Annotated in this window: 13 protein-coding genes and 2 tRNA genes; 5 read left to right on the forward strand and 10 right to left on the reverse strand. The window is 33.1% G+C overall.

What is annotated here, in order from left to right; genetic code table 11:
* Positions 1 to 60: 60 nt before the first annotated feature.
* The 3 genes from JJQ60_RS12460 to JJQ60_RS12470 form a co-directional block, all read right to left on the reverse strand.
* Positions 61 to 1,248 carry a tyrosine-type recombinase/integrase gene (locus JJQ60_RS12460; RefSeq protein ID WP_201920312.1) on the reverse strand — a complete coding sequence of 396 codons (1,188 nt, stop codon included), beginning with the start codon at positions 1,246 to 1,248 and terminating at the stop codon, positions 61 to 63.
* Positions 1,249 to 1,395: 147 nt separating this feature from the next.
* Positions 1,396 to 1,470, reverse strand: a tRNA-Pro gene (locus tag JJQ60_RS12465).
* A gap of 204 nt (positions 1,471 to 1,674) precedes the next feature.
* Positions 1,675 to 2,031 carry a hypothetical protein gene (locus JJQ60_RS12470; protein ID WP_201920315.1) on the reverse strand — a complete coding sequence of 119 codons (357 nt, stop codon included), beginning with the start codon at positions 2,029 to 2,031 and terminating at the stop codon, positions 1,675 to 1,677.
* A 399-nt stretch (positions 2,032 to 2,430) separates the two neighbouring features.
* On the opposite strand from JJQ60_RS12470, the gene JJQ60_RS12475 reads away from it, so the two are divergent.
* From JJQ60_RS12475 to JJQ60_RS12495, 5 genes are all read left to right on the forward strand, one after another.
* Positions 2,431 to 5,571 carry a starch-binding protein gene (locus JJQ60_RS12475; protein ID WP_201920318.1) on the forward strand — a complete coding sequence of 1,047 codons (3,141 nt, stop codon included), beginning with the start codon at positions 2,431 to 2,433 and terminating at the stop codon, positions 5,569 to 5,571.
* Positions 5,572 to 5,746: 175 nt separating this feature from the next.
* The gene (locus tag JJQ60_RS12480) at positions 5,747 to 7,048 is read left to right on the forward strand and encodes a cytochrome ubiquinol oxidase subunit I (RefSeq protein WP_201920320.1); all 1,302 of its coding nucleotides are present in this window, start codon (positions 5,747 to 5,749) and stop codon (positions 7,046 to 7,048) included.
* Between the two features lie 2 nt (positions 7,049 to 7,050).
* Positions 7,051 to 8,085, forward strand: a complete 1,035-nt coding sequence (locus tag JJQ60_RS12485) for a cytochrome d ubiquinol oxidase subunit II (RefSeq protein WP_201920323.1) — start codon at positions 7,051 to 7,053, stop codon at positions 8,083 to 8,085.
* A 32-nt stretch (positions 8,086 to 8,117) separates the two neighbouring features.
* Positions 8,118 to 8,192, forward strand: a tRNA-Pro gene (locus JJQ60_RS12490).
* Between the two features lie 177 nt (positions 8,193 to 8,369).
* Complete coding sequence (locus tag JJQ60_RS12495) at positions 8,370 to 8,633, forward strand: hypothetical protein (protein WP_201920326.1); 264 nt, start codon at positions 8,370 to 8,372, stop codon at positions 8,631 to 8,633.
* A 72-nt stretch (positions 8,634 to 8,705) separates the two neighbouring features.
* On the opposite strand, the gene JJQ60_RS12500 is transcribed toward JJQ60_RS12495, so the two are convergent.
* The 7 genes from JJQ60_RS12500 to JJQ60_RS12530 all read right to left on the reverse strand — a co-directional run bounded on the left by JJQ60_RS12500 (position 8,706) and on the right by JJQ60_RS12530 (position 15,004).
* Complete coding sequence (locus JJQ60_RS12500) at positions 8,706 to 9,155, reverse strand: hypothetical protein (protein WP_201920329.1); 450 nt, start codon at positions 9,153 to 9,155, stop codon at positions 8,706 to 8,708.
* 167 nt (positions 9,156 to 9,322) lie between these two features.
* Positions 9,323 to 9,814 (reverse strand): ribonuclease E activity regulator RraA, encoded by a 492-nt coding sequence (gene rraA / locus JJQ60_RS12505; RefSeq protein ID WP_201920331.1) that lies wholly within the window; start codon positions 9,812 to 9,814, stop codon positions 9,323 to 9,325.
* Between the two features lie 55 nt (positions 9,815 to 9,869).
* Positions 9,870 to 10,994, reverse strand: a complete 1,125-nt coding sequence (locus tag JJQ60_RS12510) for a glycerate kinase family protein (RefSeq protein ID WP_201920335.1) — start codon at positions 10,992 to 10,994, stop codon at positions 9,870 to 9,872.
* A gap of 7 nt (positions 10,995 to 11,001) precedes the next feature.
* The gene (locus tag JJQ60_RS12515; RefSeq protein ID WP_201920337.1) at positions 11,002 to 12,456 is read right to left on the reverse strand and encodes an SLC13 family permease; all 1,455 of its coding nucleotides are present in this window, start codon (positions 12,454 to 12,456) and stop codon (positions 11,002 to 11,004) included.
* A gap of 122 nt (positions 12,457 to 12,578) precedes the next feature.
* Positions 12,579 to 13,532, reverse strand: a complete 954-nt coding sequence (locus tag JJQ60_RS12520; protein WP_201920340.1) for a bifunctional helix-turn-helix transcriptional regulator/GNAT family N-acetyltransferase — start codon at positions 13,530 to 13,532, stop codon at positions 12,579 to 12,581.
* A 144-nt stretch (positions 13,533 to 13,676) separates the two neighbouring features.
* A complete protein-coding gene (locus JJQ60_RS12525; RefSeq protein ID WP_201920342.1) occupies positions 13,677 to 14,501 on the reverse strand; it encodes an OmpA family protein in 825 nt (274 codons plus the stop codon).
* A 68-nt stretch (positions 14,502 to 14,569) separates the two neighbouring features.
* Positions 14,570 to 15,004, reverse strand: coding sequence for a hypothetical protein (locus tag JJQ60_RS12530; protein WP_201920345.1), 435 nt, complete (start codon positions 15,002 to 15,004; stop codon positions 14,570 to 14,572).
* Positions 15,005 to 15,123 lie beyond the last annotated feature (119 nt).

Below are 15,123 nucleotides of genomic sequence, written 5' to 3' on the forward strand. Positions count from 1 at the left end.
AAAGAATGATAAAAAAAAGAGGTGTCTTATATAACACCTCTTTTTTGATTTTAACTTGATCTATATCTCTGGTAACATAGATACTGCATTCTTGTCTTCTAAAAGTCCCATTGATTTAAGATAGCGTTCAGTAGTTTTTACCGTTGTATGGCGGCTCATTTTTTGGATTTTAATAATATCTTTTTCTGCCTTGTACCAATTTACACAAGCCGTATGTTTAAAGCCGTATAGAGTATAGTCGGGGTCATTATCAAAACCAAAATATTTTTTAACCTTCTTAAAATGTTTGGACATATAATTCTCTCCCATTTGAGTATTAGAAGGTTTTTTACGACCATTAAAAAGAAAATAATCATTTGGATATTGTTCTAAATTCATTTTAGTAATAATAATAAGAAGGGCAGGAGCGATAGGTATAATGTCATATCTTTTTGTTTTACTTTGTTCTACTGCAATACGTATAATGTTTTGTTTTAAATCAATATCACCAACTTTTAATCTTCTTAATTCTACAGGGCGCATAAATGAGTAATATATAAAAGAAATAATAGTCCATAAATATGGATCATTTTCTAAAATGTATTTTTTCATTTCTGCGACTTCCTCATTTGTATATGGCTTGTTTTTTGTGCCATAATCAGTAGGTAAATTATCGAATTTTTCAAGTGGATTTTCTCCTTTTACCCATTCTTGATCTATACAATCATTATAAAAAGCACTGATAACTCCTAATGAGTTATTATGTGTTTTTGATTTGTTTTTTAAATCAGTTAGTAAATACATTTGATATTCTTGCACAATTTTAAATGTAATATCATTGATGAATCTGATAGGTTGTTTTTGTTTTTCACCCCATTCAACAAATTGGAGCATTGTATTTTTGAAAAAACTAATACCTCTTTTATGATATTTTTTAGCTTCTCTTAGAGTTACAAGTTTATCAATAGCCCTACGAATTTCTATAGGCTCTTTTTTAAGTTCTTTTACTCTTTCTTTTTTTGCTTTTTCTTCTACCTTTATTTTGATCCTTTCGGTATCGATATGAAAACCTTTTATAAGAAGTTTATTAATTTGTTTTTTGCGGTCTTTTAAAAATGCTTCTTTTTCTAGATCAGTTTTATATTTAGAAGGTATATAAACCCTTTTACGTTCTAAATCGTTTTTTTGTACATTCCAAACATAGAATTTAACATAATCACCTCTTGAAGATGTTGAGCGTATTATTTCTGCTTTTTTGAATTTAGGCATGTTTTGAAATTCTCCTTTATTTATAAGGTTAAAAACCTTAATTATTGTGTTTTTATGCAACATAGTATTGACTCATTAAGTGACTCAATAACCGTATAAAATGGAAAAACCGTTGACTGTCTGTTGACAATCAACGGTTTACTTTTGTCGGGGTGGCAGGATTCGAACCTGCGACCTCCGCGTCCCAAACGCGGCGCGATAACCGGGCTACGCTACACCCCGAAGTAAATGATTTTACTTTTGAGGGTGCAAATATAGGTAATTCATTTAGTTTAATAATAAAATTAATGAATAAAATAAAAGATATTTTTGTTAATACGTTTTTAGTACTTATATATGCTATAATTGACTACTGTTATTTTTAAAACTCATTATATTTAATAAATATAGAGTAGTAAGTAATACTAATAACAGTATGGTTCAGTGTTATGAGTGGTAGTACCTTTCTCTAAAGATTTTGTCATCTTTCCATTCGGTAACAACGGTTTGTTCAGAAAGCATAGTGCTTCCGTCTTTTAACTTCAATTCCATTACTGCATCATAAAAAGAATGATTTCCATTTATAGCATAATTATTTACTTCATACTTTATAAATTCCGCAAGTTGATTATCTATAAAGTCTTGTTCAAACTTAACATTAAATGCTTTTCCTTTTTTAGGAGCATCATTTGCTTCTTTTAACTCAACATCATCATGTAAATAGGTTTCCATAGCTTCAATGAATTCTCCTTTTGCTAATAATTCATGAATGTGCTTAAGGTTTTTCTCAATTGTACTTTCCATTTTTCTTCTGTTTTTTTAATTAATAGTTAATTAGATGTATATGTAATAATAGCACAAAGATATATTCGTGATTACCGTATTAAAATGTAGTTTTTTCCTTAATGCTTGTTGATTTTTCCCTAAATCAGGAATTATAAACGAAATATGGTCTTGGTTTACTACTTCGTGTAAATTCAAATTTCGAATTCTTCAAATTATAGATTAATTATTTGAAGGGTACTCAGCTTTTTAACGTAAAAAAAATAATATATCAACACTCAAACGTTTGCGAAAAAAATAGAGACTTCAATAGTTTAAAAAACTCATTTTTTTTTAGAAATATTTATGAAAACGTTTGAGGATTATTAAACCAATAATTTTCGGATAAAAAAATTACTAATTCACAAATTCACACAAATTATGAGAAAACGCTTACTCTATTTTGGGATGCTTTTATGCATGTTGCTTCCCAAAGTCAGTTTGGCACAATCCTTAAGAAATTTGCCTTTTTCTTGGGATAATGTTACCATTTACTTTTTATTGACCGACCGCTTTAATAATGGTGATCCAACCAACGATACTAGTTTTGATCGCCAAAAAAACAGTACTGCCAACGAACTTGATTTTCAAGGAGGAGATATCCCAGGTGTTACACAAAAAATTCAAGAAGGATACTTTGATAAATTAGGTGTAAGTGCTATTTGGGTAACTCCAGTAGTCGAGAACAGACATGGATTTATTGGTACAGAATTTAATGACTATCCTTATCATGGTTATCATACTAATGACTGGACCGCATTTGATCCTAATTTTACATCTGCAGAACAGTTTCAAGAATTTATTGATGAAGCACATAACCACGGAATTAGAGTGCTTGTCGATATTGTAATGAATCATACAGGGTATCGTACTTTTAAAAGGGTGAATGGTAACTTAGAGTTTGTTGATGAAGAATACCCTCTTGATTGGGTGAGACTAGAATGCCAGAAAGATGGAGAACCAAATAATGGAGAATTACGTTGTGATGATTACAGCACGCCTTTATATGGATTGCCAGATATAAGAACAGAATCTTTTAACGAAGTTCAATTACCACAATGGTTGTTGGATAAGTGGGAAACCGAAGGAAGAAAACAACAAGAACTAGATGAGTTAAATGCATATTTTGCAAGAACAGGTAAGCCAAGAACTCCGAGATACTATTTGATCAAATGGTTAACCGATTGGGTAAGAGAATATGGTATTGATGGTTTTAGAGTAGATACAGAACGTCATGTAAGAGCTGATGTTTGGAGAGATCTAAAAGAAGAGGCAGTATTGGCATTAAGAGAGTGGAAACAAAATAACCCTGCTAAGAAATTAGACGATCTTGATTTTTATATGACCGGAGAAGATTCGGGATTAAATATTATTGGTAATCCTGGTGATCAATTACCGGAGGATTTTACCGTTAGCAAATTCAATAGTATGATTAACTTCCAATCTCCTAAAGATGCCTATACTAATATGGGGCAAGAGGAGATTTTTAGCTCTTTTGCTGCTAAACTGAATCAAGATGGAGGATTTAATACTTCTGGAGAGTATAATATGGTAAGCTACCTGAGATCACATGATTTTAGTGAATATTATACCGGAAACATGTATTATGGAGGTACTACCTTATTGTTATCACCAGGAGGGGTTCAGATTTATTATGGAGATGAATCAGGAAGACAGTTTTTTAATGCTCAAACATATCCAGATGCAGGATATCGTGGTTTTATGAACTGGGATTCATTAGATGAAGGAATGTTATTCCATTGGAGAAAATTAGGAACTTTTAGAAGAGAACATACTTCAGTTGGAGCAGGCTCACATCAAAAATTAAGCGATTCTCCTTATATTTTCAAGAGAGAATATAATCGTAACGGAGAAAATGATAAAGTATTAGTTTTTCAAGGACAAGATGGTGATTTTACAGGTCCTCTTAATGTTTTTGGGATGTGGCCTAACGGAACAAAATTAAAAGATTATTTCTCGGATACGGTTGCAACGGTTTCTAACGGCACGGTTAACTTTGGAACTGCCTTTGGAATGGTATTAGTTGGAGAGCCTTTCGAAGTTTCAGATTCTGTTAGTTTGACTGTGGATCCAGCTTCTGGAGTATATACAACACCAATTAATGTTGAGATGAATGCTTCAACAACAGCACAAGGAGCTTCTGTTTCTATCTTTTATACTATAGGAGGTGATACACCAACTGTAGCAAGTACTTCATATAATGGGCCTTTTGAAGTTAGTTCAAGTACAACTATTAAGTCAATAGCTATTGATTCTGAAGGAAACGAATCTGATGTAGTAACAAGAGACTATATAATTGGTGATGGAGGACCATTTGATATACATTTTAAGAAACCCGCAGATTGGTCTTCTGCTTTCGTATATATCTTTAATCAAAATACAGGAGAAGCATTACCAGGATTTCCGGCATGGCCAGGAGTTTCAATGCAAAAAGTAGGAGATTCTCCTTGGTACAAATATACCATCGATCAAACCGTACAGGTAGGTATTGTGTTTAACGACAATGGTGGAGCGCAATCTGATGATTTAAGTAGAATTAAAGAGGGTTGGTATGATAATCAGTGGTTTGATGAGTGCCCAAGCGAATGCCCAGGAATCATTATAGATACTGCATATGATATACATTTCAAGAAGCCAGCAAATTGGAGTTCAGCTTTCGTATATCTTTTTAATAAAACGACTGGAACTGCATTACCGGGATTTCCTGCATGGCCAGGTGTGGCAATGCAGAAAGAAGGAGATTCGCCATGGTACAAGCATACTGTAGATCAAAATGTTGAAGTTGGTATTGTATTTAACGATAATGGAGGAGCACAAACCGATGATTTATTTAGAACGACCGCAGGGTGGTATGATAACCAATGGACTGATACCTGCCCAAGCGATTGCTCTGGAATTGTAGTAGATCCATCTTTTGATGTGTACTTTAAAAAGCCATCTTTTTGGAACACAGTATATATTTACATTTTTGACAAAAATGCAAATGCTCCTATCTCCGGATTCCCAGCATGGCCAGGAGTAGAGCTCAATCCAATCGAATCAGGTTCTCCTTGGTATCCATATACTATTAATCAATCTGTTGAAGTAGGTATTGTATATCATAATGGAAATGGTTCGCAAACCGACGATTTATTTAGAACAACAGAAGGATGGTACGATAACCAGTGGTTTGATAGCTGCCCAAGCGAATGCCCAAGTTCTAATACAAACACAGCATTAGCAAGTTCTAATAACTTTAGTAAAGCTAATACAACTAGTATGGTACTGGTTTCCGAAAATCCTTTTGGTGATACATTGACATTATCTTTTACGGGTGATACATCTAAAAACCCAATACAAGTAGTAATGTATAATCTAAGTGGAGAACGAATGAATGTAACTCCAAACGGAACCGTAAAAGGACAAAACCTTACCTTAGATACTTCTTCAGTTCAAGAAGGGATTTATATATTGAGAGTAATTTCTGATCGAGGTACAGAAATAATTAAATTGGTGAAATAATAAAGTTCTATCAATTTAGAAAGCCTGCTATAGAAATTATTCTTTAGCAGGTTTTTTTGTTATTATAGTTAGATTTTTTTAAGAAAAATAAACATATTCTTTATACTTTAAGTCAGGGTTAGATCGTATCTTTATGCTTATAATTGGAAACCAATCTCTTCTCTAAATTTTATCTATGGAAAACCTTGATGCGGCAAGACTCCAGATGGCATTTACCTTGATATTTCATATTGTTTTTGCTTGTATTGGTATGGTAATGCCTTTTTTTATGGTAGTATCTCATTATAAATGGTTAAAAACGCGTGATCAAATTTATTTAACGCTTACTAAATCTTGGCAAAAGGGAGTAGCAATATTCTTTGTTACGGGTGCTGTTTCAGGGACTGCTTTATCTTTTGAATTGGGATTACTTTGGCCCGAATTTATGAAACATGCAGGCCCTATTATTGGGATGCCTTTTTCTTTGGAAGGAGCAGCTTTTTTTGTTGAAGCTATTGCGTTAGGGTTTTATTTGTATGGTTGGAATAAATTACCAGAGAAATTTCATTGGTTTACTGGTATTATTATTGGAGTTTCAGGAGTAGCATCAGGAATTTTAGTTGTAGCAGCCAATGGATGGATGAATGCTCCAAGTGGGTTTGATTATATAGATGGTGAGTTTTTAAATATAAACCCTATTGAAGCAATGCTTAACCCTGCTTGGTTTACACAGGCCTTACATATGACATTGGCGGCTTTTACGGCTACTGGATTTGCCGTAGCCGGGATTCATGCATATCAAGTCTATAAAAAACGGAAGGTTGAATTGCATAAAAAAGCATTTAAGATAGCGATTACTTTTGGTGCCGTTGCGGCAATTCTTCAACCCATTAGTGGAGACATCTCAGCAAAAGACATTGCTAAAAGGCAACCTGTTAAACTTGCCGCTATGGAGGCACATTATAATACAGAAAAAGGAGCTCCATTATACATTGGTGGGGTAGTAGATACCAAAACACAAGAGGTGAAATATAAAATTGCAATACCAAAGATGTTATCTTTTCTTGCCTTTGGTGATTTTGATGCTGAGGTGAAGGGATTAAATGATTTTCCAGAAGATGAACACCCTAATGTACCCATGGTGCATTATGCCTTTCAGATTATGGTTGGTATCGGAGGGATCCTTCTTTTAGCAGGAATCTTATATTTTATTTCACTGAAGCGGAAGAAATGGTTCAATACTAATAAATATTGGTTGTTATTTGTTGTCCTTGCTCCTTTGGGTTTTATAGCCTTAGAAGCTGGATGGATAGTTACTGAAGTCGGTAGACAACCCTGGATTATTCATAAAATAATGAGAACCAAAGATGCAGTGACTCCCATGCCTGGTATAGTATTTAGCTTTTATACTTATGTCGCTGTCTATCTTACATTATCAGTGGCAGTTACATGGTTAATGCTTCGGCAAATAAAAGTTTTAAATCATTCAAATCATTAAGTATGTTGTATGTAGTTTTATTCTTTTTGATATTCTCATTGTATCTCTATGTAGTTTTAGGTGGTGCTGATTATGGTGCCGGGATTATTGAGTTATTTTCTTCAGAAGAAAATCAAAAAATTACTAAAAAAACTATTTATCGTGTTATGGGGCCTGTTTGGGAAGCAAATCATATTTGGATTATAATTTTGATTGTGATTTTATGGATTGCTTTTCCGGTGTATTATAACATTATAGTCGTCAATCTTCATATTCCGATCACAATTGTATTGCTTGGGGTTACCTTAAGAGGAGTAGCATTTGTATTTAGACATTATGATGCAATAATTGATAATTCACAACAATTGTATGATAGTATGTTTAAGATATCCAGTTTGATCACCCCAGTTTTTTTGGGAATGGTGTTTGGAGCATTAATAAGTGGCGAAATTGTCTTAGCAGAAGATGTCTCTACCTTGTCTTTTTATGAAGCCTTTATAAGACCATGGTGTAATATTTTTAGTGTAATGGTGGGGTTGTTTTTTGCGGCGCTTTGTGCGTTTCTATCTTCTGTTTTATTGATAGGTGAATCTGAAATTGGTAAAGAAAATATTTATGTTAGAAAATCAATTATTGCAGTTATCGTTGTTTTTGTGGTTGGTTTGCTAACCTTTGGTTATGGGTATTTTTCAGGGAATATCTTTGTGAAGAATTTTATAAAGGATCCATTTGCAATAATTTCAGTAATGTTTTCCGGGGTTTTATTGTTGCCATTGTGGAAGACTATAAAAAATGGAAACAAAGTATGGAGTCGATTTTTTGCAGGGTTACAGGTGTTTTTAATTTTATTGGCAGCCTTGATTTCTCACTTTCCAAATATTATAATTACCCAAACAGGTACGATAAGCCTGATTGATAATGTAGCACCGGATTCTGTGATTAATGCATTAGGTATTACATTAATCATTGGTGGTACAGTAATTTTACCTGGGTTATTTCATTTATTAAAATCATTTAAAATGATTAAGATTTTAGAACAAAATAGTACTTCTGATTAAGTTCAAGATTATTATATTTGCAACCTAATTTTCGGGTAGTAGCTTAGTCCGGTTAAAGTGCTGGTCTGGGGGACCAGAGATCGGAGGTTCGAATCCTCTCTACCCGACTAACAAAATCCATTTGCATAGCAAATGGATTTTTTACTTTGTGCCAAAACTAAACTCGTCTGATTCTTTAATGTAAAATAGAAGAGAGCCAATACATTATCAAAATGTATTGATATTTTGATAGGCATAAATTAATAGTATCTTGCATATATTAAAATATAGCGTAGAATAAAGCGATGAATCAAAATATTAAAAACGTATTGGAGTATAGCTTAGGCGTTGTATTGGTATTGGTTATACTGGTTATAGGTATTTCTCTTACTAATGTATTAGATGAATTATTATGGGTTTTACTTTCGGTTATTCTAATCCCTATTCTGGGATTAGTATTATCTTCTTCAAAGAATAAGAAGATTGGTACCGGAATCCTTTTTTCGTTTGTCCCTGTTATAATAACACTGCTGGTTTATGTATTCATACAGTTGAGCCAGTTACATTAAAAAAGTAAATGATTTAATACATAAATGGTATGAGTAGAGCTGGGTTTTAAATTATAGCGCTTTTTTTGCTGTCTATTCAACCCTATCATAATTTTCGGCTAGAGTATAATGTCCATTTTCATCTACCGAAATTTGTTGATACATTTTTTTAGTCATAACCAATTCAAATTTAAAAACCTTCATGGTATCTACAATCTTCATCATCGGACCCGAAGCATATTCTAATCGCTCTTCAAGCATACCATCTTTGATAACATAGCTTCCGTAACCAAACCATTCATTACTGTCTTTTGGGTCAAATCGAGTCCACATAACCTTTCCTTTACTATACACCTTTACCTGCCTATATCCATTTTGATTAAAAACAGTATCACTTATATGATTGTTTTCATCATAAAGAAATTGATGTTTTAGTTCCCAAACACCTTCTAAGTTATAAGGCTCAATAGATGTGTCGTTGTTCTTTTCTGTAAACGCTAAGATAGAACAGATTGCAAGTAAAATAAATACTATGTTTTTCATTATTGAGAGGTTTTTAAATGATCTGTATTCTATTAATTTACGAAATTTTTATCAGATTATTCTGCTTTAGAATACTTTTATCATTTATTTAAACTTTGATAATGAATATATTAAAGGTTGTATTTTGGTATCATGATTTTGATAAACAAGTGATATGTTTATGATTATTATTTCAGTAGGTTTTGAGCACTGACTAAAATTCCATCCTCATCAACATATACAAAGTTTCCTGGTATAAATTTGATACTGGCAAACGCGACATTGATATCTTCTTCTCCTATATTGCGTTTTATACTTTTTATAGGGCACGTATGTATTGCTCTAATAGCAACATCCATTGTATTAATAATCTTACTGTCTCTAATACAGCCATATACAATAATCCCTTCCCATTGATTATCAATAGCTAATTGTGCTAATCTATCACCTACCAATGCACAACGCAATGATCCCCCTCCATCGACAACCAGAACTTTTCCTTTACCATTAGTTTCTAATTGTTTTCGCACAAATGAGTTGTCTTCAAAAAGTTTTAATGTTGTAATCTCTCCCCAAAAGGCAGTTTTTTTTCCAAAAGATTTAAAAATAGGGGTAGCACAACTTAGATCGCTTGGATATTGATCTGATAAATCTGCAGTTTGAAAATTGATATTATTCATTATATATGGTGTTTAAAAAATGTAATTGTTACTACTAGTATTAAAATATATAGGTTTATGTCAATAATTTTTGTTTCATCATTTCAAAAGCCAGTTTTTCAACAATATGTTTAGTATTTGTAAAAGCTTCATGTTTATCCTTGCTTGCAGATAAAACTGTTTTAAGACTTGTAATGCCTATGGATTTTATTTCCGATATTGATAAGTCTGATGTTCCTGCAATGACATATGTAGGGATATTTTTTGTCTTCGCCAGTTGGGAGACTCCAAAAACAACTTTACCATTTAAAGTTTGTTGATCAATTTTACCTTCTCCTGTAAATATCAAATCTATTTTCTCTATTTTTTTTGAAAATTGAGTGATTTCCAATATTGTTTTGATTCCTGATTGAAGTTTAGCATTTAAGAAAGCAATGCTTCCACCACCAATTCCACCAGCAGCACCTGCTCCGGGTATATTTGTAATATTTTTACCTAATTGATTATCGATTACAGCTGCAAAGTGAGATAGTCCCTTATCTAAAATGATAATCTCTTTTGTATTGGCTCCTTTTTGAGCTGAAAACATATGAGAAGCGCCTTGTGGACCAAATAAGGGATTATCAACATCACAAAGACTAATAAAGTTTACTTTGTTTAAAATGTTTTTATTTCTGGGAGGTCGTATGGTATATATTTTTCCAAGATTTGCACCAATAGGCTTCAATGACTCGTTATTTTGATTGACAAATGTATATCCTAAAGCCTGAGCTAGACCTATGCCAGCATCGCATGTGGCCGAACCGCCAAGAGATAAGTAGATAGTTTTTACACCTTTTGTTATAGCATCCAAAATCAATTGACCGGTACCATAAGATGTCGTATGCATGCAATTGCGTTCATTTTCATTAAGAAGGGCTAAGCCTGATGCTTCAGCCATTTCGATATATGCAACAGTGTTGGTTTTTTTATAACTGGCTTTTATGGTTCTAAATAAAGGATCTTTTATAGGTACAGAAATAGTATCTAAATTAAGATGTTGATCCAGTATATTCAAGGTTCCATCACCACCGTCTGCAAGAGGATGTTTAATCACCTCAATGTTTGGATTGAATTTATTGATTCCACTAGCAATAGCATCACATAGTTCTGTAGCGTTCAACGAATCCTTAAATTTATCGGGCGCTACAAGAATTTTCATAAGTATATTATTTAAATATTTCTGGGAAAAGTGTGATATCAATATTCCATACATTAGGTAAAATGAAATAAACCAAAATCGTAGCAACGAGTATAGATATTATATTCATCCAAAAGCCCGCTTTTATCATTACGGGAATGGTTAGTAGGCCTGAACCAAATACTACTGCATTAGGAGGAGTGGCAACGGGTAACATAAATGCGCAAGAAGCTGATATGGTTGCTGCTACCATTAAGAAATAAGGATGCACATCAATGGATAAAGCTAAAGCAGCTAGTATTGGCATTAGCATAGCCGCTGTAGCAACATTTGAAGTGATTTCGGTTAGAAAATTAATAACGACTATGATTGCTAATATGAGCAAAATAGATGGAAATACTTCAAACATTGTAAGTTGACTGCCAATCCACTTGGCTAGGCCCGAAACTTTAAACCCTTCGGCAAGGGCTAATCCTCCGCCAAATAATAATAAAATACCCCATGGAATATCTTCTGCTGTTTGCCAACTAATAATTCCAATTTTTTTAGACTCTCCCGATGGAATTACAAAAAGTGTAATTGCTCCAGCTATTGCTATTAAAGTATCATTAACTCCTGGAATAATCTTTTTAAGAAAAAGAGAACTAGTAATCCAGCATAGTGCTACTATTATAAATACAATTAGTACAGATTTTTCTTTATAGGAAACTTTTCCAAGTGCATTAAGTTGTGTGGCAATTGCTTTTTTTCCTCCAGGGATACCTTCTACTGAAACAGGAAACACGATTTTAGTTAGATATAGCCAACCTATTCCTAACATTAAAATGGAAAAAGGAAGACCTACAGACATCCATTGTGTAAATGAAATTGTCTGACCGTATAGATCTTCGACTATACCCACAAAAATTACATTGGTCGGGGTGCCGATAATAGTTGCAATACCACCAATCGAACAACCATAAGCAATCCCCAACATTAATGATTGTCCCATGTTTTTTTTAATATGATCATCGGTTTGTATTTGAGAAATTACGGCTAAACCTATTGGGAGCATCATTACGGCTGTTGCTGTATTAGATATCCACATACTTAAAAAAGCTGTGGCAATCATAAAACCTAAAATAACTTTATTCCAATTGCTTCCTATGGCGTAAATGATATTAAGAGCTATGCGTTTATGAAGGTTTGTTTTTTCTATGGCTACAGCCAGGATAAAACCTCCTAGAAATAAAAAAATCATTTGATTTGCAAAGGCTGCAGATACCCCTTTTACAGGCATAACACCAGTGATTGGAAATAATATAAAAGGTAATAACGCTGTTACTGAAATTGGTATAGCTTCAGTTATCCACCAAATGGCAATCCAAGTGCCAATAGCAAAAGTAGCTGTTCCTTCTCGCGGTAAACCTTCGGCTTTGAAAAAGAATAAAATTAACAAAAATAGAATGGGGCCAGTAAAAAGTCCTATCGATTTTGTTTTCATATTACAATTGCGAGTTGTTAATTTTTCGAATCTTGATTTTGTGAATTTAGTTGAAAAAATTGGATATGTTTCTAAAGAACATCAATTATTCTATACCTTCTATGTTGTTATCCATTTTATCTTTAGTGAAGTATTAATTCCATTTGAATGTTACATCGTTCATATGGAGTTGAATGCCCCATTACTTTTTTGAAACCAAGTTTTTGATATAGGTTTATAGCGGGTTTTAGAACGGTGTTACTCTCCAGGTATAGTTTTTTTGCTCCCAAAGATTTTGACTTTTGTATAACAGCTTCGCCAAGTAACCAACCTATTCCCTTTCCCTTAGCTATAGGAGATACAGCCATTTTTGCAAGTTCAAAATCATAATTTGCATCATTCATTTTTATTAATGCACATACTCCAACTGGTTCATTATTATATAGGGCAACCAAAATGTGCCCGCCTTTATCTAGTATGTACTCTTTTGGGTGATCCAGAGCTTTGCGATCGGCTTCTTCCATCTTAAAATAGGTGGTTATCCATTCTTCATTTAGGCGCTTAAAAAAATCATGATGTTTTGTTTCATAAGGCGCAATGGTCACTTTTTTGGCTTCTCGTTGTTTCTTGTTTTCTTTAACGCGTTGTAAGATAGATTGTTGATTTAATAAGAATTCGAATTCCTCTATGGCATTCCATAAATTGTTTTTACTTTGATTCAGAATTTCTTCTATGGCTTTTTCTACATCGGTATATTGTTCTTCAATTCGGATTGCGATTTTTCTACCATGATCAGAAAGTTGGATGTTGTTTTTTCTTTTATCGGTTTTGTCTTTTTTCTCTGTCGCTATACCTGCTTTGATCATTTCACGTACTATTTTGCTAACAGAAGGGTGAGAGTGACCAATATTATCTGCTAGTGCAGTAATTGACCTTGTTTCGGTATTAGATAATATATAAAAAACCGGGAACCATTTTGGTTTGAGATCTACATCATACATTTGATAAATTTTTGCCGCATCTTCGGTAACTTTTTCACTTAACATTCGTAGCCGGGTACCTATTGCCATGATACCCACATCATCAAAGAAATTCATATACAAAACTATTTACGTAACTAATTACGTAAATATACAACTTTCTTTTTATTTTTTAAATCATAGGGCATGGAGCAAAAAGGCAAACAAAAAAATCCGACCATTTTGATCGGATTTTATAGTGTATTGTTAATCGTTTATTATTTATCCTTTAGTACCATTTTTCATACTCTCTTTAATCAAACTATAAAACTGATCAAACTGCGGATTGATAATTATACGAGTTGCCGTTTCGATACTACTGGATCCATATTCGCTTTTTCCTAGTACATCCATTCTTTTTGGATCTACTTTGAAATCTTTCTGTAACATTCTTACGACCGCCGCTGCTTGCTTGGCGCTAAGGTCCCAATTATCACTTATACTCTTATCTTTAATATTGAGTGCATTGCTATTTCCTTCAACTGTTATTTTCAAATCAGCTTTTTTGTTTAGAGCTGTTGCAATTTTTCCTAAAAGTCCTTTTGCCTTATCAGTAACTGCATAGCTCTTATCATTTTCGCCAAACAAAAGTGTATTTGCTATTGTAATTAAAACGGTTCCGTTTTTTACGGCAATATTTGCATCACTTCCTAACGCATTTTTAAGTATAGTAAGGGTTGCAAGTTTAATAGAATCATTCTTGCTGATAGCATCATTAATGACTTTAATTTGCTTGTCTTTTTCTTGAAGACTCTCTAGAGACTTTTCGAGATTTTGCGCTTTCTTTTTCGAAAGTTCGGTAAAGCTTCCCATGTTAGTCAATAGTGAAGCGTTGGTTTCTTTAAGATCCTTTACCTGCGCTTCCATAGTTTCTACACGCGTTAGTGTAGCTTTTTCTTTGTTACGAGAATCGTTTAATTCACCTTTAGTTACTTTAAGTTCTTTTCTGAGCTTATCTATTTCGTCTAGAAGGTCCTTTTTCTTCTGAGCATATACAGACGACGTAGAAATAAGTATAACAGAGGCTAATAAAATAATATTTTTCATTGATTTTAATATGATTTGTTGCAGTTGCTAAAGTAAAACTTTTTTGCAAATAACAAAGCAACAGTCGACTATGACTTTTCTAATAGCTTTTTAGCATTAGAAATACTGGAGTTAATTTTGTCTCTTAACTTATTCACTTCAATTCTTTCTTCTTCTAGTAATTTCATTTGAGAAGAAAGCTTTTCGGGACTCATTTTATTGTCCTCAGATTCATGAGGAAATTTATCACTAAAATCACTCATCCACTTCATCATAAAGTCATAAGAGTCTTTTAAATCTTGTTGAGCTTTTGCATGAGACTGCCCAATCTGTGTTGTGTCAATTTTTGGATCAAGATATTTAATAAGGGTGCTTACTTCTCCCATTTTAGGCATCACCTCATCATGTACATCGATCACTTCTTGCATTAAAGCGTCAAATTTTTGTTCTTTTCGAGAAAGTTTGTTGCAGGATATACCCAGGAGCATTGTCAAACATACCAGGTATAAAAATGTTAATTTCATAATTTAAAATTTTAAAGTTGTTTAGTGCTGATAACTTAAGTTCAAAGATATTACTTTTCCTTTTTTTCTAGAAGTTTACGCTCTTTATATTGTCTTCCTATTTGGTCCATTTTGCGACC

The sequence above is a fragment of the Aquimarina mytili genome, assembly GCF_016735115.1.
Lineage (GTDB): Bacteria > Bacteroidota > Bacteroidia > Flavobacteriales > Flavobacteriaceae > Aquimarina > Aquimarina mytili.

What these genes read in the sequence shown, in the direction of transcription:
- JJQ60_RS12520 (WP_201920340.1), bottom strand. Translation starts at nt 13,532, where the DNA reads ATGAATTTCTTTGATGATGTGGGTATCATGGCAATAGGTACCCGGCTA.
- JJQ60_RS12475 (WP_201920318.1), top strand. Translation starts at nt 2,431, where the DNA reads ATGAGAAAACGCTTACTCTATTTTGGGATGCTTTTATGCATGTTGCTT.
- JJQ60_RS12530 (WP_201920345.1), bottom strand. Translation starts at nt 15,004, where the DNA reads ATGAAATTAACATTTTTATACCTGGTATGTTTGACAATGCTCCTGGGT.
- JJQ60_RS12495 (WP_201920326.1), top strand. Translation starts at nt 8,370, where the DNA reads ATGAATCAAAATATTAAAAACGTATTGGAGTATAGCTTAGGCGTTGTA.
- JJQ60_RS12460 (WP_201920312.1), bottom strand. Translation starts at nt 1,248, where the DNA reads ATGCCTAAATTCAAAAAAGCAGAAATAATACGCTCAACATCTTCAAGA.
- JJQ60_RS12515 (WP_201920337.1), bottom strand. Translation starts at nt 12,456, where the DNA reads ATGAAAACAAAATCGATAGGACTTTTTACTGGCCCCATTCTATTTTTG.
- JJQ60_RS12480 (WP_201920320.1), top strand. Translation starts at nt 5,747, where the DNA reads ATGGAAAACCTTGATGCGGCAAGACTCCAGATGGCATTTACCTTGATA.
- JJQ60_RS12525 (WP_201920342.1), bottom strand. Translation starts at nt 14,501, where the DNA reads ATGAAAAATATTATTTTATTAGCCTCTGTTATACTTATTTCTACGTCG.
- rraA (WP_201920331.1), bottom strand. Translation starts at nt 9,814, where the DNA reads ATGAATAATATCAATTTTCAAACTGCAGATTTATCAGATCAATATCCA.
- JJQ60_RS12485 (WP_201920323.1), top strand. Translation starts at nt 7,051, where the DNA reads ATGTTGTATGTAGTTTTATTCTTTTTGATATTCTCATTGTATCTCTAT.
- JJQ60_RS12500 (WP_201920329.1), bottom strand. Translation starts at nt 9,155, where the DNA reads ATGAAAAACATAGTATTTATTTTACTTGCAATCTGTTCTATCTTAGCG.
- JJQ60_RS12470 (WP_201920315.1), bottom strand. Translation starts at nt 2,031, where the DNA reads ATGGAAAGTACAATTGAGAAAAACCTTAAGCACATTCATGAATTATTA.
- JJQ60_RS12510 (WP_201920335.1), bottom strand. Translation starts at nt 10,994, where the DNA reads ATGAAAATTCTTGTAGCGCCCGATAAATTTAAGGATTCGTTGAACGCT.